Here is a 16,932-nt window from a genome sequence, read left to right on the forward strand (position 1 = left end):
GCTTTTTCTTGAAGCTGGTGGCGAATCAGGGACTCGAACCCCGGACCTGCGGATTATGATTCCGTCGCTCTAACCGACTGAGCTAATTCGCCGAAAGAAGCCGAGATTATGGCGGCGGTTGAAACGTCTGTCAACCCCTGCCGCGCGTTTTTCCTGACACGGCGGCAGGGCAGACTAAACCCGCGCCATCAATCCTCGTGGTACACGTTCGACTTGCGCGTGTCCTTCACGAACAACATGCCGATGACGAACGTCGCGAGCGCGATCACCACCGGGTACCACAAGCCCGAGTAGATGTCGCCGCGCGCCGCCACGATCGCGAAAGCCGTCGCAGGCAGGAAGCCGCCGAACCAGCCATTGCCGATGTGATACGGCAGCGACATCGACGTATAGCGAATCCGCGCCGGGAACATCTCGACGAGCATCGCGGCGATCGGGCCGTACACCATCGTCACGAAGATCACGAGGATGGTCAGAATCACAATCGCCATCGGCCAGTTGATGAGCGCCGGATCGGCCTTCGCCGGGTAGCCCGCGCTCTTGAGCGTGCCGGCGAGCGTCTTGTCGAACGCCGCGCCTTGCGCCTTGGCGTCGGCGGCCTTGCCGTCGTAGGTGTTCACGACCGTTTCGCCGACCTTGATCTGCGCCAGCGTGCCGGCGGGCGCGGCCACGTTCTGATAGTTGAGGCCGGCCTTCGACAACGCGCTTTTCGCGATATCGCACGACGACGTGAACTTCGACGTCCCCACCGGATTGAACTGGAACGAGCACTCGTCCGGATTGGCGATTACCGTGATCGGCGACTTCTGCGTCGCGGCTTCGAGCGTCGGGTTCGTGTAGTGCGCCAGCGCCTTGAAGAGCGGGAAGAAGGTCAGCGCCGCGATCAGGCAGCCCGCCATGATGATCGGCTTGCGCCCGATGCGATCCGACAGCGATCCGAAGAACACGAAGAACGGCGTGCCGATGAGCAGCGCGACCGCCACCATGATGTTCGCGCTCGTGCCGTCCACCTTCAGCGTCTGCGTGAGGAAGAAGAGCGAGTAGAACTGGCCCGTGTACCACACCACCGCCTGGCCCGCCGTCAGACCGAACAGCGCGAGCAGCACGATCTTCAGGTTCTTCCATTCGCCGAACGCTTCCGTGAGCGGCGCCTTCGACGTCTTGCCTTCGGACTTGATGCGCTCGAACACCGGCGATTCGTGCAGTTTCATGCGAATCCAGACCGACACCGCGAGCAGCAGGATCGACACGAGGAAGGGCACGCGCCACGCCCACGCGCCGAACTGCTCTTCGCCGGTCGCCGTGCGTACGGCCAGAATCACGATCAGGGAGATGAAGAGGCCGAGCGTCGCGGTCGTCTGAATCCACGCGGTCCACGCGCCGCGCTTGTTGGCGGGCGCGTGTTCGGCCACGTACGTCGCGGCGCCGCCATACTCGCCGCCGAGCGCGAGCCCTTGCAACAGGCGCATCGCGATGAAGATGATCGGCGCGGCGATGCCGATGGTCGCATAGCCGGGCAAAAAGCCGATCAGAAACGTGGAAAGACCCATGATGACGATCGTCACCAGAAACGTGTACTTGCGGCCGACCATGTCGCCGAGCCGCCCGAACACGATCGCGCCGAACGGACGCACGGCGAAGCCCGCCGCGAAGCCCAGCAAGGTGAAGATGAAGCCGGCCGTCGGGTTGACGCCCGAAAAGAACGTCTTGCTGATGTAGATCGCAAGCGAGCCCGCGAGATAAAAGTCGTACCACTCGAACACGGTGCCGAGCGACGAGGCGAAGATGACCTTCCGCTCCTCGTTCGTCATCGGCGCGTGCGAAATGCGCCCTTCGACCGTTGCCATGAATCGTCTCCTTAGGTTTTCCGTCTGATTCCCGATTCCATCGGGCCGCACGCGCGGCGCCGGTGCAAGGATTATTGGAACGAAAACTTACGGCGTTCTGACTCGGGCTATTTGGGTTCTTGGCGTGGGCGGACCGTTGAAATTCTGCTACTGGTCGATAAAGCGCTGAGATCGGCAGGCAAACCGCGCGTATCGCGCTGATTCATCGGCATGTGTCAGGATGCGCGCTCAGGGTTTGTCCCGGGCAGGATAAACCCGCTGCAAGCTGACGCGAACCAGCGTTCCGGCGAGCCGCGGCGCTTCCTGATAGACGTGATCCTCGATGGCGAGCGTGCCGCCGTGAATCGTCGCGATCTCCTTGACGATGGCAAGGCCGAGGCCGCTTCCATCGCCTTCGCGGCCGAGAATGCGATAGAACCGCTCCACCACGCGCTCGCGTTCGGCCGGCGGAATGCCGAGGCCGGTGTCTTCCACTTCCAGATGCACGAGATCGAGATTCGTGTCGTCGGCCCGCACGCGCACGGTGATGCGCCCGCCGGTCGGCGTGTAGCGGATCGCGTTGTCGATCAGATTGGAGAGCATCTCGCGCAACATCACCGCGTTGCCTTCCACTTCGACCGGATACGGCGGCTCCTCGTAGCCGATGTCCATGCGCTTGGCGAGCGCCGCCTGCACCCAGTCGCGCACGGCGAGGCGCGCGAGATCCGTCAACTCGACGTGCGAGAAGATCTGCCCGTTCGCGCGATTTTCCGCGCGGGCCAGCGCGAGCAGTTGCGTAACGAGCCGCGCGGCGTGTTCCGAACTGGTCGCAATCTGTTCGAGCGAACGCTGCACTTCGTTCGACACGTCCTGCCGCAGCGCGAGTTCCGCCTGCATGCGCAGGCCGGCGAGCGGCGTTTTCATTTGATGCGCGGCATCGGCGATAAAGCGCTTCTGGAACTCCATGTTCTGTTCGAGTCGCGTCAGCAGATCGTTGAACGACGCGACGAGCGGCGCGATCTCGGGCGGCGCGCGGCCGGCTTCGAGCGGCGAGAGATCGTCGGGGCGGCGAGCGCGGATATTCGATTGCAGCGCATGCAGCGGCGCGAGCCCGCGCGACAGCCCGAACCAGACGAGCACGATGGCGAGCGGCAAGATCACGAACTGAGGCAGGATCACGCCCTTGATGATGTCGTTGGCGAGCTGGCTTCGCTTGTCGAGCGTTTCGGCCACTTGCACGAGCACCGGCTGCGCGTTCTGGGCGTCGAGTGCGGGGAGGTCCACGGTCGTGTAGGCGACGCGAATATCGTTGCCGCGCAGCACGTCGTCTCGAAACTCCACGACGCCCGGCTGCGGCCGGTCGTCTTCGTGCGGCAAGGGCATGTCGCGGTCGCCGCCGACCAGCTCGCCGCGCGTGCCGAGCACCTGAAAGAACACGCTGTCGACGTTGTCGGCGCGCAGAAAATCACGCGTCGCGTCGGGCAGGCGCAGTTCCGCGACGCCGTTGACCGGCTGGATCTGACGCGCGATGACATAGGCATCCGCTTCGAGCGCGCGGTCGAACGGTCCGTTCGCGATGGACTTCGCGACCAGATAGGTCACCGCGATGCTCATCGGCCAGAGCAGCAGAAGCGGCGCGAGCATCCAGTCGAGAATCTCGCCGAAGAGCGAGCGCGGATGCGTCTCGCTGTCCGGTTCCAGCTCGTCCTGCGGGGCGAAGGGATTGGCGTAGCGCGCGTCGCGCAGCGCGTCGGAATCGGCCGTGGCTGCGTTGGCTGCGGTCGCGGACGAGGGCGGCGTGCGCGCCGGCTCGTCTGCGCGTTCGCTGGAAACGGGCGAGGCCATGCGTTGCCGGCTCAGTGATGACCCGGCAACGGCGCGCTCGCGCCCGGCCCGGTTACGCCGCTCGACGCTTTTTCGAGCGTGTAGCCGAGCCCGCGCACGGTGATGATGCGCGCGCCGCTCGGCTCGATCTTCTTGCGCAGCCGGTGGACGTAAACCTCGATCGCGTTGTTGCTGACTTCTTCGCCCCATTCGCACAAGTGATTGACGAGCTGTTCCTTCGACACGAGGCGCCCGGTCCGCTGCAGCAGCACTTCGAGCACGCCCAGCTCGCGCGCCGACAAGTCGATTACCTGATCGCCGATATGCGCGATGCGTCCCACCTGATCGAACGACAGCGAACCATGCTTGACGACCGTCGGCCCGCCGCCCGCGCCGCGCCGCGTGAGCGCGCGCACCCGCGCTTCGAGCTCGTTGAGCGCGAAGGGCTTGGCCATATAGTCGTCGGCGCCGAGATCGAGGCCCTTCACGCGCTCGTCGACGCTGTCGGCGGCGGTCAGGATCAGCACGGGCATCTGCGAATTGCGCGCGCGCAGCCGGCGCAACACTTCGAGGCCGGGCATGAGCGGCAGCCCGAGATCGAGAATCAGCAGGTCGAACGGTTGAAGCGTCAGCGCGGTGTCCGCCTCGACGCCATGCTTCACATGGTCGACGGCGTATCCCGATTGGCGGAGTGATCGGACGAGGCCGTCCGCGAGTATGCTGTCGTCTTCGGCAATGAGGATTCGCATCGTCTGTGCGCCTGATGCGCGGTAGCGCATTGCCGGCACCGCATTTCGCCCGGCGCGGCGGTCTCCAGGGTGTTGTGCGGTTTTTGCGCGGTTCGGGCGACGTGGAAAAACGCCACGTCGCCGCAATCGGGCTTGCAAAAACTACTGTTTTTTTATACAGTGTCTGCATCTGTGCGAAAAGCGGGCGAAAGTATGCGGAATCCGCATCACAGCCCGTAAGCACAAGCCTCAGACGCCGTTCATCATAGCAAAGGACGATTCATGGAAGAAAGCAAGAAAGGCCCGGCTGGCATGACTGCGGAAAAAAGCAAGGCCCTCGCTGCCGCGCTCTCGCAGATCGAGAAGCAATTCGGCAAAGGGTCGATCATGCGGCTCGGCGCGGGCGAGGCGGTCGAAGACATTCAGGTGGTGTCCACCGGCTCGCTCGGACTGGATATCGCGCTCGGCGTGGGCGGACTGCCGCGCGGCCGCGTCGTCGAGATCTACGGTCCGGAATCGTCGGGCAAGACCACGCTCACGCTGCAGGTGATCGCCGAAATGCAGAAGATCGGCGGCACGGCGGCATTCATCGACGCGGAACACGCGCTCGACGTGCAATACGCGCAGAAGCTCGGCGTGAACGTGCAGGAACTGCTTATCTCGCAGCCGGACACGGGCGAACAGGCGCTGGAAATCGCGGACGCGCTGGTGCGCTCGGGTTCCATCGACATGATCGTGATCGACTCCGTCGCGGCGCTCGTGCCGAAGGCGGAAATCGAAGGCGAAATGGGCGACTCGCTGCCGGGTCTGCAAGCTCGCCTGATGTCGCAGGCGCTGCGCAAGCTCACCGGTACCATCAAGCGCACGAACTGCCTCGTGATCTTCATCAACCAGATCCGCATGAAGATCGGCGTGATGTTCGGCAACCCGGAAACCACCACGGGCGGTAACGCGCTGAAGTTCTATTCGTCGGTGCGTCTGGACATTCGCCGTATCGGGTCCATCAAGAAGAACGACGAAGTCATCGGCAACGAAACGCGCGTGAAGGTGGTGAAGAACAAGGTGTCGCCGCCGTTCCGCGAAGCCATCTTCGACATTCTGTATGGCGAGGGCATTTCGCGTCAGGGCGAAATCATCGATCTGGGCGTGCAGGCCAAGCTCGTCGACAAGGCGGGCGCGTGGTACAGCTATAACGGCGATCGCATCGGTCAGGGCAAGGACAACGCGCGGGAATTCCTGCGCGAGAACCCGGACATTGCACGCGAGATCGAGAACAAGATACGCGAATCGCTGGGTGTGGCCGCGCTGGCAGATGGCGTCGCCGCGGGCGCAGCAGTCGCGGACGACGAATAAGCGTCGCGCCGCACCGTCGATGTTCAAGCGCCGGTTCGGATCGAAGGCTGGCAGCGCCGATGTTCGGCGGGGCCGTGCGGGCCGGTCTGACGGCGCGGGCGAATCGGGCGACGATGCTGCGTTCGAGTCTTCTGCGCGCGGCGTCGGTGAGTCGGCCGATCACGCCAATGGCATCGACCGTTACGAGCGCAGTAGCGAGCGGCGCGCCGTAGCGACGAAATCACGCTGGTCCACTCGAAGCACTACATCACGCGCCGACGCGAAGCCATTCGCGCCGGCGCGCGGTGTATCTGGAGCGGCGCGAGGGCTCGTAAAGGAACCCGAGCGGGCACCGGCAACGGAAACATTCGCGACGGTCCAGTCGCCGCGCTCGGCTGCCAAGTCGCCAAAGACCGCAAACCCGACGCTCGATGCGAATCCGGGCGCGCCAGCACGCGCCGCACGTGAGCCATTCGCGGCGCAAGACCCCGACCGCGCCGCGCGTCTCGCGCAGGCGCGCTCGCTTCTCGCTCAGGCCACGACGCAACCCGTCCAGAAGCTCGACGCGCCGCCCAAGCCGCCGAAAGAGGCCCGCTTACCGGACGACAGCGCCGATCCCTTCTCCAATCCCTTCGAAGACGCCGATCCGTTCGAGCCATTCGAGCAGTGCGCGCCCGAACCACCATCAGACCCGGCGTACAGCCGCTCGACCGAACGAGCGCGCAAGGCACCGGACGCGAACAACCCAAGACGGCCTCAACGCTCGCTGAAAGGCCGCGCATTGGCCTACCTTTCGCGCCGCGAATACAGCCGTGCGGAGCTGTCGCGCAAACTGCGTCCGTACGTGCAGGAAGCCGACTCGCTCGAAAACACGCTCGACAGCCTGGAGCGCGACGGCTGGCTGTCCAACGAACGTTTCGTGGAGAGCGTCGTTCATCGTCGGGCGCCGCGCATGGGCGGCAGCCGGATCATCAACGAATTGAAGCGGCACGCGGTGGGCGAGGCGTTGATCGGCGAGACGGCGGACAAGCTCGCGCAAACCGAAACCGCGCGCGCTCAGGCCGTATGGGAGAAGAAGTACGGCGTCGTGCCCGAGACGCCCGCCGAGCGTGGAAAACAGGCTCGCTTTCTCGCGGCGCGCGGTTTTTCGGCCAGCACCATCGGAAAAATACTGAAAGGCGGCGACGAAGACTGGATCGACGAGCCAAGCGACGATTGACGCACCCTGCACGCCACGCCACGCGCCGTGCGCCGGCATCCGCCAATCATCAGGCGCATGCACGGCCCGAAATACTTGCTATGCTAAAATTCAACGGTTTCCCCGTTCCGGCTTTGGTCCCATGCCTCTTTCTCCGCCCGTTTCCCGACAGTTGCGCCATCGTCGCGCGATTCGGCTGGAAGCGTTCGAGCGGGACGACGGCCTGTGGGACATCGAAGCCTGTCTAACCGATGACAAGCCCCGCGACTTTCCGCTCGCGGCGGGCGTCCGGCCGCAAGGCCTGCCGATCCATGAACTCTGGCTGCGCATCACCATCGACCGCAAGCTCACCATCGTCAACGCCGAGGCGTCTTCCGAATGGGCGCCTTATGCGGCGTTGTGCGCCGAGTCGAATTCCGCGTATCGCGCGCTCATCGGACTCAATCTGCTCCAGAACTTTCGTCGCGAAGCCGGCGCGCGCCTGCGCGGAACGGCGGGCTGCACGCATCTCACCGAGCTGTGCGCCGTGTTGCCGACCGCCGCTATCCAGGCGTTCTCCGGCGAAGTGTGGTCCATCGAGAGCGGCAGTCCTTTCGCGCAAGGCGGAGCCGAGGCGACGTCGGCTCAGCCGCCGTTCCAGCTCGGCCGCTGCCACGCGCTGCGCTTCGACGGCCCGGCCGTGCGCGAATACTATCCGCGCTGGTTCGGCCATGAGCCATCGCGGGCGGAAGATCGTGGCCAGGCGGAACGCGAAAAGCCGGACACCTGACGCGCGCGCGTTCCCAACGCGGAACGCTCCCGGCAACCGGACAAGAATCAAACAATCAGCGGTTCAAGCAATTCGAAATCGAAGAAGTTCACTCCAACTCTCAGACTGAAGGAATCACGCATGAAGATTCACGAGTACCAGGGTAAGGAAATCCTGCGGAAATTCGGCGTCGCGGTCCCGCGCGGCAAACCCGTGTTCTCGGTGGATGATGCGGTCAAGGCCGCGGAAGAGCTGGGCGGCCCGGTCTGGGTCGTCAAGGCGCAGATTCACGCGGGCGGCCGTGGCAAGGGCGGCGGCGTGAAGGTCGCGAAGTCGATCGAGCAGGTTCGCGAGTACGCGAACCAGATCCTCGGCATGCAGCTCGTCACGCACCAGACCGGTCCGGAAGGCCAAAAGGTGAACCGCCTCCTGATCGAAGAAGGCGCGGACATCAAGAAGGAACTGTACGTCGGCCTCGTGCTGGACCGCGTTTCGCAGAAAATCGTCGTGATGGCGTCGAGCGAAGGCGGCATGGACATCGAGGAAGTCGCGGAAAAGACGCCCGAACTGCTGCACAAGTTCGCCGTCGAGCCGTCGACCGGCCTGCAAGACAAGGACGCGGACGACCTCGCGCGCAAGATCGGCATTCCTGACGCATCGATCCCACAAGCCCGCGCGATCCTGCAAGGCCTGTACAAGGCGTTCTACGAAACCGACGCATCGCTCGCCGAAATCAACCCGCTGATCCTGACCGGCGACGGCAAGGTGATCGCGCTCGACGCCAAGTTCAACTTCGATTCGAACGCGCTCTTCCGTCACCCGGAAATCGTCGCGTATCGCGATCTGGACGAAGAAGATCCGGCTGAAGTCGAAGCGTCGAAGTTCGACCTCGCGTACATCTCGCTCGACGGCAACATCGGCTGCCTCGTGAACGGCGCGGGCCTCGCGATGGCGACGATGGACACCATCAAGCTGTTCGGCGGCGAGCCGGCGAACTTCCTCGACGTCGGCGGCGGCGCGACGACCGAAAAGGTCACCGAAGCCTTCAAGCTGATGCTGAAGAACCCGAACCTGAAGGCGATTCTCGTCAACATCTTCGGCGGCATCATGCGCTGCGACGTCATCGCGGAAGGCGTGATCGCGGCGTCGAAGGCCGTGGACCTGAAGGTGCCGCTCGTCGTGCGCATGAAGGGCACCAACGAAGACCTCGGCAAGAAGATGCTGGCGGAGTCGGGACTGCCGATCATTTCGGCCGACAGCATGGAAGAAGCCGCGCAGAAGGTCGTCGCGGCTGCCGAAGGCAAGTAAGCGCGCTTCGCTTACCGAGCCTAAGAGAGCGTTCCACCAGATACGAATGGCGGCGCAAGGCAACTGCTTTGGCGACGCCAAACGAACAGAGGTCACTACATGTCGATTCTGATCAACAAAGACACGAAGGTCATCACGCAGGGCATCACCGGCAAGACCGGCCAGTTCCACACGCGCGCGTGCCGCGAATACGCGAACGGCCGTGAAGCGTACGTTGCGGGCGTGAACCCGAAGAAGGCCGGCGAAGACTTCGAAGGCATTCCCATCTACGCGTCCGTCAAGGAAGCGAAGGCGGAAACCGGCGCGACCGTTTCGGTCATTTACGTGCCGCCCGCGGGCGCAGCCGCCGCGATCTGGGAAGCCGTCGAGGCCGATCTCGATCTCGCCATCTGCATCACGGAAGGCATTCCGGTTCGCGACATGCTCGAAATCAAGGACCGCATGCGCCGCGAAAATCGCAAGACGCTGCTGCTCGGACCGAACTGCCCCGGCACGATCACGCCGGACGAACTGAAGATCGGCATCATGCCGGGTCACATTCACAAGAAGGGCCGCATCGGTGTCGTGTCGCGTTCGGGCACGCTGACGTACGAAGCAGTCGGCCAACTGACGGCGCTCGGCCTCGGCCAGTCGTCGGCGGTCGGCATCGGCGGCGATCCGATCAACGGTCTGAAGCACATCGACGTGATGAAGATGTTCAACGACGATCCGGAAACGGACGCCGTCATCATGATCGGCGAGATCGGCGGTCCGGATGAAGCGAACGCCGCTTACTGGATCAAGGACAACATGAAAAAGCCGGTCGTCGGCTTTATCGCGGGCGTGACGGCGCCTCCGGGCAAGCGCATGGGCCATGCTGGCGCGCTGATCTCGGGCGGCGCGGACACGGCGGACGCCAAGCTCGAAATCATGGACGCGTGCGGCATCAAGGTCACGAAGAATCCGTCCGAGATGGGCCGCCTGCTGAAGTCGGTGATCTAAGGCAGTCGGGCGCGCAACACGAGGGTTTGGTACTCTTACTGAATCCTTTCGTTAAAGCCGAAGAAAAAGCGAGGGAGCGTTGGCTTCCTCGCTTTTTTGTTTCCGGTCACAGCTCGTTCTGCCCATGCTCGAATTCTTCTCGACGCTCCATTGGGGCGCGGTTCTGCAAATCATCGTCATCGACATTCTGCTCGGGGGCGACAACGCCGTCGTGATCGCGCTCGCCTGCCGCGATCTTCCCGCCACGCAGCGCACGCGCGGCATCGTGCTCGGCACGCTCGGCGCCATTGTTCTGCGCGTCGTGCTGATCGCGTTCGCGGTGTTCCTGCTCGATATCCCGTTCCTCAAGTTCGTCGGCGGCTTGCTGCTTCTGTGGATCGGCATGAAGCTCCTGCAACCCGGCCACGACGAGCCTCACATCAGTTCGTCGGACAAGCTCTGGGCCGCCGTCAAGACGATCATCGTCGCGGACGCGGTGATGAGTCTCGACAACGTGATTGCGATCGCGGGCGCGGCCGAGACCGCGGACCCACAGCACCGCTTCGTGCTTGTGATTTTCGGGCTCGTCGTGAGCATTCCGCTGATCGTGTGGGGCAGCACGCTGGTGCTGAAGCTGCTCGACCGCTTCCCGATCGTCGTGCTGCTCGGCGCGGGCTTGCTCGGATGGATCGCGGGCGGACTCATCATCGACGATCCGTTCATCGACCGCTGGCCCGCGCTCAACACCGAAGTGGCGGGGTATGCCGCGCGCCTCGCCGGCGCGGCGCTCGTGATCGCGGCGGGCTGGCTGATGAAGCGCCGCGCGCTCGCGAGCACGGGCTGACTTCCCACCCACGCCGGCGTTAGCCGAATGGCCGACTGTCGCGGCCTGCGCGCCCTCCCTACCATCGAAGCGTTCGGTTCGCATATCGCGGCCGACGCTTCGTGTCTTTCAGGGAGTGGCAATGACGAGCATGGTTTCGGATGTAAATGCGCCGCGCGAGGGCGACGGCTTCGGTGCATGGCTGAAACGCGCGCAGGCAGGCGCGCGTGGTTTCACGCTGATCGAGTTGATGATCGTGCTGGCGATCGTGGGCGTCGTCGCGGCTTACGCGATTCCCGCGTATCAGGATTATTTGTCGCGTAGCCGCGTGGGCGAGGGCATGTCGCTCGCGTCGTCTGCGCGGCTCGCAGTGGCCGAGAATGCCGCGAGCGGCGCGGATCTGGCGAGCGCGTATGCGTCGCCGCCGGCCACGCGCAATATCGAATCCATCCACGTCGACAGCGACACCGGCCAGATCACGATCGCCTACACGACGCGCGTCGCGCCGGCCGGATCGAATACGCTGGTGCTCGTGCCTTCGGCGCCCGATAACGCCGATACACCGACGGCTCGCGTCGCGCTGACGCGTGGCTCGGTGCAGGCGGGCACGATCACGTGGGAATGCTTCGCGGCAGGCAAGGCCGCTTCGTCGCTGCCTGCGCCGGGCGCGGGACCTGCGCCCACGCAAGCCGCGACGCTGCCGGCGAATCTCGCGCCGCCGGAGTGCCGCGCCTGAGCGACGTGCATGCGGTAAACGGGAGGCGTGAGCGCGGCGCGGGAACCGGTGGATTTCGTAGCATTTGCGGGTGCGCGGCGCACAGCGGACGCAAAGTTTTGTATAGTGCGCCGGTTCCCGACGTTCCCAGCCCCTCATGCCTTCCCAATTCGCGCGCTACCTTTGCTTTGCCGTTCTGTGTCTTGCGTTGACGATTCCGTTCGGCGTCGTCAACCATACGTATCCGATCCCGACGTTCTACGCCGAATACAGCGCGTTGGCCTTGTATCTTGCGCTCGGAGCCACGGTCGCCATACTCGTGCGCGTTTCGGAACCGCGCGTGCCGTTCGCGTCGCCGGTGGTCGCGCTGATGCCGCTCGCGTTCGGCATCGTGCTCGTCGCGCAGACGGTGCTGCTGCCGGTCGCGCAGCCTTCGATGAACTGGCTCGGCGGCGCCTATCTGCTCGCATCGTTCGTGGCCGTGCATACGGGGTTCGGGCTGGTGCGCGCGGGGCTGTCGGAGAAGGCGTTGCGCATCGGCGCTGCCGCGTTGCTGGCGGGCGGCCTTTTCGCGGTGTTCTGCCAGACCGTGCAGTTGTTCCATATGGAAGCGCGATTCGCGCCTTTGGTCGTGGCCTACAACGTCGCGACGGAACGGCGGCTCTTCGGGAACATGGCGCAGGCGAACCATCTCGCGACCGTCATCTCGTTCGGCCTGGCAGGGGCGATGTATCTCGTGCAGACGCGCCGCATGCCGCTCGTGATCTGGCTCGTGGTGTCGGCGGTGCTTTCGTTCGGGCTCGCGCTCACCGTGTCGCGCGGACCGTGGCTGCAAACGGCGGTGATCGTCGTCGCCGGATTGTGGATGGCCTTCATCCGCCGACGCCCCGGCGCGGCTGACGACCTCGACGGCCCGACCGGAAGCGAAGGACGCGAGGGGCGCGACCTCCGCGCATGGGTCGTGCCGTTCGTGCTTGCCGTGCTCTTCGTGGCGGTGAATGCCGTGGTGCGCTGGGTGAACGTGCGCTATCAACTGGATCTCGCGCAATCGGCGGCGGAGCGCATGCAGGACGCCAATCAGATCGCGCCGCGTCTCGCGCTGTGGAAGTATGGCTGGACGATGTTCAAGACGCATCCGCTGCTCGGCGTCGGCTGGGGCGAGTTTCCGCGCTATCAGTTCGACATGGTGCGCGAGCTCGGCGGCGTCGAGATTGCGAACAACGCGCACGATATCTTCATCGACCTGTTGGCGAAGACCGGGCTGCTCGGCGTGGCGGTGCTCGTGGCGGGCATCGTCTTGTGGCTGATCCGCGTGCTGCGGGCGCCGCACACGCCGGCGCGCGTCTTCGCGCTTTCGCTGCTCGGCGTGCTGATGATGCACGCGCTCGTCGAGTATCCGCAGCAGTACATGTTCTTTCTAATGCCCGCGATGCTCGTGATCGGTCTTCTCGAGACGCGGCCGCTGCGGCTCGTGGCGCGGCCGGTCTCGTACGGCGGTTACGTCTTTCTCGTCGTGGCGGGTCTGATCGCGCTGTATCCGACGATGCGCGACTACAACCGCGCCGAGGTGCTGTACTACGGCTCGCGGCCGGCGGAGCAGTATCGCGACGATCCTTCGTTCCTGTTCGGCGCGTGGGGCGAGTATGGCGCGGCGACGCTGCTGCCGATGAACGCGCAGGACATCGAAGCGAAGCTGGCGGCGCATCGGCAGGCCATCGCGTTGTTGCCCGGCGAGACGGTGCTGCGCCGTTACGCGGTGTTGCAGGCGCTCGCGGGTCAGCGCAGCGAAGCAATGGATACGATGGCGCGTCTGCAAATCTTCGCGACCCAACTCCATGACTGGCCGACGCAGCTTGCGTCGGTGTATCGATCCGTCGATGAAATCGGTGCGCCGTTGGCGGGCTTCAGGGCCGATCTGGTCAAGCGGTATGGGGCGCCGGAGGGAACGGATTCCTCGACGGACGACGACGCCGACGAGTAAGCGCCGGCCCGGGCGCGATTCAGGCGGACGGCTGCGAGTCCGCGACCCAGTCCCCGGATTTCCCGCCGTGCTTTTCCATCACGCGCACGTTCGTGATGGTCATGCCGCGATCGACGGCCTTGCACATGTCGTAAATGGTCAGCAGGCCGACTTGCACGGCGGTGAGGGCTTCCATCTCGACGCCCGTGCGCCCCACGGTCTCGACGCGCACTTCGCAATGCACGCCGGGCAGCGCGTCATCGACGGAAAACTCGACGGCCACGCGCGTCAGGGCAAGCGGATGACACAACGGGATCAGATCGGCGGTGCGCTTTGCGCCCTGAATGGCGGCGATGCGCGCGACGCCGAGCACATCGCCCTTTTTCGCGCGTCCTTCGCGGATCAGCGCGAGCGTGTCGTCGCGCATGACGATGGAGCCGCGTGCCACCGCGATGCGCCGCGTCTCGTTCTTGCCGCCGACATCGACCATGTGCGCCTCGCCGGAGGCATCGAAATGTGTGAGTCCGGACATAGCGTCTCCTTGCAGTGGGCGCTTATCTTACCAGCGGGGCCTTCGGCAAAAACGGCGCGAAGCCGTGTCCACAGGTACCGCCGGGCGCGCAACACTTGATACGATAAGCGCGTTTCCGTCCTCACGCTGACCGCCGGCGACGCTCCGGCTTCGCGCCATGTTCCTGAATCGTCCGAGCCGCGGGCTCGTGTTCGCGTTGTGTCTCAGTCTCGCCATGCCGCCGTTCGCTGCGGCGCAGGGGGGCGCGGTTGAGGGTCGCGGGACGAACGCGACGAACTCGACGAACTCGACGAACGCGGCGAACGCGGCGAACGCGACGAACCCGACGAACGCGACGAACGCGGCGAACGCGGCGAACGCGGCGAACGCGTCGAACGCGTCGAACGCGTCGAACGCGGCGAACGGGGCGAACTCGACGAACTCGACCAACGCGGCGAACGCGACCAACGCGACCAACGCGAAGACCGCGACGAACGCGGAGAACGAGGCGAACGCGACTAGTTCGACCAATGGGGCAAACGCGGCACACCCGACCAACGCGAAACGTCCGGGGAACGTGTCAATCGCGGCGACCGCGACCAACGCGACCAGTTCGACCAGCGGAGCAAACGCAGCGAACTCGACCAACGCCAAATATCCGGGGAACGTGTCAATCGCGGCGACCGCGACCAACGCGACCAGGTCGACCAACGGAGCAAACCCGACCAACGCGAAATATTCGGGGAACGCGCCGATCGCGACGACCGCGAGGAACACGACGGCCGCAGCAAGCGTGGCAACCGCAGCAACCGCAGCAAGCGGATTGAACGGACAAGTTGGCGGAAACGCACCAAACGCGAAGAACGGGCCAACTGCGGCAAACGCAATCACCGACCCACCCGCAACCTCCACCGCCACCACGCCACCCAACACCGTCGCCGACGGCATATTCGGCGTCTACGGCGGCGCGGAAAGCCGCTTCGCCAATCGGCCGGGCGCGATGGCCGGCCTGCGCGCGCCGCTTTCGTCCGTGCAACTGCCGGATCTGGGCGACGGCTCCGGCGGCACGCTCTCGCCGCAGGCGGAGCGCAAGCTCGGCGAGCGCATGATGCGCGAAGTCCGCGCCGATCCCGACTACCTCGACGACTGGCTGATCCGCGATTACCTCGACTTCATCGCATCGAAGCTCTCTGCCGCCGCCGCGACGCAGTACCTCGGCGGCTATCGTTCGGACTTCGAACTCTTCGCCGTGCGCGATCCGCAGATCAACGCGTTCTCGATGCCGGGCGGCTTCGTCGGCGTCAACACGGGGCTGATCTCGGCGACGCAGACGGAATCGGAACTGGCGTCCGTGGTCGGCCACGAGATGGGGCACGTGCTCCAGCGTCACATCGCGCGCATGATCGGCGCGCAGGAAAAAAGCGGGTACGCGGCGCTAGCGGCCATGCTCGCCGGCCTGCTGGCGGGCGTCATGACGCACAGCGGCGATCTCGGCATGGGCATCGCGATGGGCGGACAGGCCTTCGCCGTCGACAACCAGCTGCGCTTCTCGCGCGCCGCCGAGCACGAGGCCGACCGCGTCGGCTTCCAAATGCTCGCGGCCGCCGGCTACGACCCGTACGCGATGACCGCGTTCTTCGAGCGGCTCGACCGCGCGTCGATGGCCGACAACGGCGTGCCGGCTTACGCGCGCACGCATCCGCTGACGACCGAGCGTATCGCCGACATGGAGGATCGCGCGCGACGCGTGCCGTACCGGCAGCCGCGGCAGTCGCCGGAATATGCGTTCGTGCGTGCGCGCTCGCGCGTGCTTCAGGTGAACTATGCGAGCGACTATCGCGAGGTCGCGAGCCGTCTGAAGTCCGAAATCGACGATCAGACCGCGCTCAATCCCGCCGCGAACTGGTACGGCATCGCGCTCGCGCGTTCGCTGACGGGCGATTACACCGCCGCGAACGATGCGCTCGCCAACGCGCGGCGGCTCTTCGAAGGCGAGGAGGCGAGCGCGGCGGCGGCTTCGGTTGAGGCGCGGCGCGAACTGGCGCAGACGGTCGAGGGCGGTCAGAGCCGCGATGCGCCTTCCGATGACAAGCGCCACGCGCAGCAGCAAAAGCCTGCGTCGAAAGCGCAAGGCGAAAGCCTTGGCGCATCGCTGCGCGGCGTGCCGGGCTCGGCGGCGAGCACTCGCGCGGGCGTTGGATCTGCGCCTGCGCGTGGCGACGAAGCGCCGTCTTCGCAAGCAGCCAATATGCAAGGCACGTTCGCCTCAACGACGAATGCACGCGCCGGAAAGGAAGTATCACCTGCGCGTGGCGACGGACCGCTCTCCGCGCAAACGTCCACCATGCAAGGCGCGTCCAAGGACAACGCCAACCCGCACTCGACGCCACGAACCGCGACCCCCTCCGCCCCGGCCGTCTCGATGTCCTCGCTCCTGAGCAGCAGCGCATACGGCGCGCTGAACGCAGATGCCGCCGCGCCCGCCGCGGCAAGCGCGCCCATCGCGCTCCCGCCCGTGCGCGTGACCGCCCAGCAAGCCGCCCGCAGCACGCCCAGCCTCGACGTGCTCGCCGCCGACATCGCGCGTCGCGCGGGCCGTTACGACGACGCCGTGCGCCTCGCCGACCTCGCCCAAACGCGCTGGCCGAACTCGCACGCGGCGATCGACGCGCATCTGCAAGCGCTGATGGCCGCGCATCGCTACGAGGAAGCGCAGACGCTCGCGCGCCGCGAAACGCGCGCAGAACCGCAGCGCGCGGACTGGTGGCTGTATCTGGCGCAGGCGAGCGCGGGCATGAACGATCCGCTGGGCCAGCATCAGGCGATGGCCGAGAAACTGGCGCTCGACGGCGCCTGGCCGTCCGCCATTCGCCAGTTGAAGGAAGCACGCGATGTCAAAACCGCGAGCTTCTACGATCTTTCGACGATTTCCGCGCGGCTGCGCGACTTCGAAGCGCGCTACAGGGAAGAGCGCGACGAGGAGAAAAAGAGCTGACGCC

The 16,932-nt window shown here is 65.3% G+C and carries 13 protein-coding genes and 1 tRNA gene; 9 read left to right on the plus strand and 5 right to left on the minus strand.

The genetic code is table 11. The features are described from left to right. Positions 1–15: 15 nt before the first annotated feature. The 4 genes from NCR34_RS03070 to NCR34_RS03085 all read right to left on the minus strand — a co-directional run bounded on the left by NCR34_RS03070 (position 16) and on the right by NCR34_RS03085 (position 4,399). Positions 16–92, minus strand: a tRNA-Met gene (locus tag NCR34_RS03070). 96 nt (positions 93–188) lie between these two features. Continuing rightward, entirely contained in the window at positions 189–1,847 is a 1,659-nt protein-coding gene (locus tag NCR34_RS03075; protein WP_175939545.1) for an MFS transporter, read from the minus strand. A gap of 228 nt (positions 1,848–2,075) precedes the next feature. After that, on the minus strand, positions 2,076–3,671 hold the full coding sequence (locus NCR34_RS03080; RefSeq protein ID WP_250499037.1) for a sensor histidine kinase: 1,596 nt from the start codon (positions 3,669–3,671) through the stop codon (positions 2,076–2,078). Between the two features lie 11 nt (positions 3,672–3,682). Continuing rightward, positions 3,683–4,399: a response regulator transcription factor gene (locus NCR34_RS03085; RefSeq protein ID WP_248321297.1), complete on the minus strand. Its 717-nt coding sequence runs from the start codon at positions 4,397–4,399 to the stop codon at positions 3,683–3,685. A gap of 261 nt (positions 4,400–4,660) precedes the next feature. Here NCR34_RS03085 and recA point away from each other — a divergent pair, with 261 nt between their 5' ends. The 8 genes from recA to NCR34_RS03125 all read left to right on the plus strand — a co-directional run bounded on the left by recA (position 4,661) and on the right by NCR34_RS03125 (position 13,443). Beyond that, positions 4,661–5,731 (plus strand): recombinase RecA, encoded by a 1,071-nt coding sequence (gene recA, locus NCR34_RS03090; RefSeq protein WP_175939548.1) that lies wholly within the window; start codon positions 4,661–4,663, stop codon positions 5,729–5,731. 760 nt (positions 5,732–6,491) lie between these two features. Then, positions 6,492–6,929, plus strand: a complete 438-nt coding sequence (recX, locus tag NCR34_RS28320) for a recombination regulator RecX (protein WP_502800039.1) — start codon at positions 6,492–6,494, stop codon at positions 6,927–6,929. Between the two features lie 121 nt (positions 6,930–7,050). After that, a complete protein-coding gene (locus NCR34_RS03100; RefSeq protein WP_248321299.1) occupies positions 7,051–7,677 on the plus strand; it encodes a DUF2889 domain-containing protein in 627 nt (208 codons plus the stop codon). A 120-nt stretch (positions 7,678–7,797) separates the two neighbouring features. Continuing rightward, a complete protein-coding gene (gene sucC, locus NCR34_RS03105) occupies positions 7,798–8,964 on the plus strand; it encodes an ADP-forming succinate--CoA ligase subunit beta (protein WP_248321301.1) in 1,167 nt (388 codons plus the stop codon). Between the two features lie 99 nt (positions 8,965–9,063). Further along, a complete protein-coding gene (gene sucD / locus NCR34_RS03110) occupies positions 9,064–9,945 on the plus strand; it encodes a succinate--CoA ligase subunit alpha (RefSeq protein ID WP_175939552.1) in 882 nt (293 codons plus the stop codon). A gap of 124 nt (positions 9,946–10,069) precedes the next feature. Further along, a complete protein-coding gene (locus tag NCR34_RS03115; RefSeq protein ID WP_248321302.1) occupies positions 10,070–10,768 on the plus strand; it encodes a TerC family protein in 699 nt (232 codons plus the stop codon). 121 nt (positions 10,769–10,889) lie between these two features. After that, entirely contained in the window at positions 10,890–11,483 is a 594-nt protein-coding gene (locus NCR34_RS03120; RefSeq protein ID WP_256465379.1) for a pilin, read from the plus strand. Positions 11,484–11,619: 136 nt separating this feature from the next. Next, on the plus strand, positions 11,620–13,443 hold the full coding sequence (locus tag NCR34_RS03125; RefSeq protein WP_248321304.1) for a PglL family O-oligosaccharyltransferase: 1,824 nt from the start codon (positions 11,620–11,622) through the stop codon (positions 13,441–13,443). A 19-nt stretch (positions 13,444–13,462) separates the two neighbouring features. Here NCR34_RS03125 and moaC read toward each other — a convergent pair whose 3' ends face one another. Next, complete coding sequence (gene moaC, locus NCR34_RS03130) at positions 13,463–13,954, minus strand: cyclic pyranopterin monophosphate synthase MoaC (RefSeq protein WP_248321305.1); 492 nt, start codon at positions 13,952–13,954, stop codon at positions 13,463–13,465. Between the two features lie 157 nt (positions 13,955–14,111). Between moaC and NCR34_RS28325 the strand changes: the two genes are divergently transcribed. Further along, positions 14,112–16,928, plus strand: coding sequence for a M48 family metalloprotease (locus NCR34_RS28325; protein ID WP_250499038.1), 2,817 nt, complete (start codon positions 14,112–14,114; stop codon positions 16,926–16,928). The last annotated feature ends 4 nt before the right edge of the window (positions 16,929–16,932 follow it).

The organism is Caballeronia sp. GAWG1-5s-s, from assembly GCF_023631445.1.
Classification (GTDB): domain Bacteria; phylum Pseudomonadota; class Gammaproteobacteria; order Burkholderiales; family Burkholderiaceae; genus Caballeronia.

Excerpts from the sequence above, each read along its gene's own strand:
- NCR34_RS03075 (WP_175939545.1), bottom strand. The coding sequence starts at position 1,847 with ATGGCAACGGTCGAAGGGCGCATTTCGCACGCGCCGATGACGAACGAG.
- NCR34_RS03080 (WP_250499037.1), bottom strand. The coding sequence starts at position 3,671 with ATGGCCTCGCCCGTTTCCAGCGAACGCGCAGACGAGCCGGCGCGCACG.
- NCR34_RS03085 (WP_248321297.1), bottom strand. The coding sequence starts at position 4,399 with ATGCGAATCCTCATTGCCGAAGACGACAGCATACTCGCGGACGGCCTC.
- recA (WP_175939548.1), top strand. The coding sequence starts at position 4,661 with ATGGAAGAAAGCAAGAAAGGCCCGGCTGGCATGACTGCGGAAAAAAGC.
- NCR34_RS03100 (WP_248321299.1), top strand. The coding sequence starts at position 7,051 with ATGCCTCTTTCTCCGCCCGTTTCCCGACAGTTGCGCCATCGTCGCGCG.
- sucC (WP_248321301.1), top strand. The coding sequence starts at position 7,798 with ATGAAGATTCACGAGTACCAGGGTAAGGAAATCCTGCGGAAATTCGGC.
- sucD (WP_175939552.1), top strand. The coding sequence starts at position 9,064 with ATGTCGATTCTGATCAACAAAGACACGAAGGTCATCACGCAGGGCATC.
- NCR34_RS03115 (WP_248321302.1), top strand. The coding sequence starts at position 10,070 with ATGCTCGAATTCTTCTCGACGCTCCATTGGGGCGCGGTTCTGCAAATC.
- NCR34_RS03120 (WP_256465379.1), top strand. The coding sequence starts at position 10,890 with ATGACGAGCATGGTTTCGGATGTAAATGCGCCGCGCGAGGGCGACGGC.
- NCR34_RS03125 (WP_248321304.1), top strand. The coding sequence starts at position 11,620 with ATGCCTTCCCAATTCGCGCGCTACCTTTGCTTTGCCGTTCTGTGTCTT.
- moaC (WP_248321305.1), bottom strand. The coding sequence starts at position 13,954 with ATGTCCGGACTCACACATTTCGATGCCTCCGGCGAGGCGCACATGGTC.
- NCR34_RS28325 (WP_250499038.1), top strand. The coding sequence starts at position 14,112 with ATGTTCCTGAATCGTCCGAGCCGCGGGCTCGTGTTCGCGTTGTGTCTC.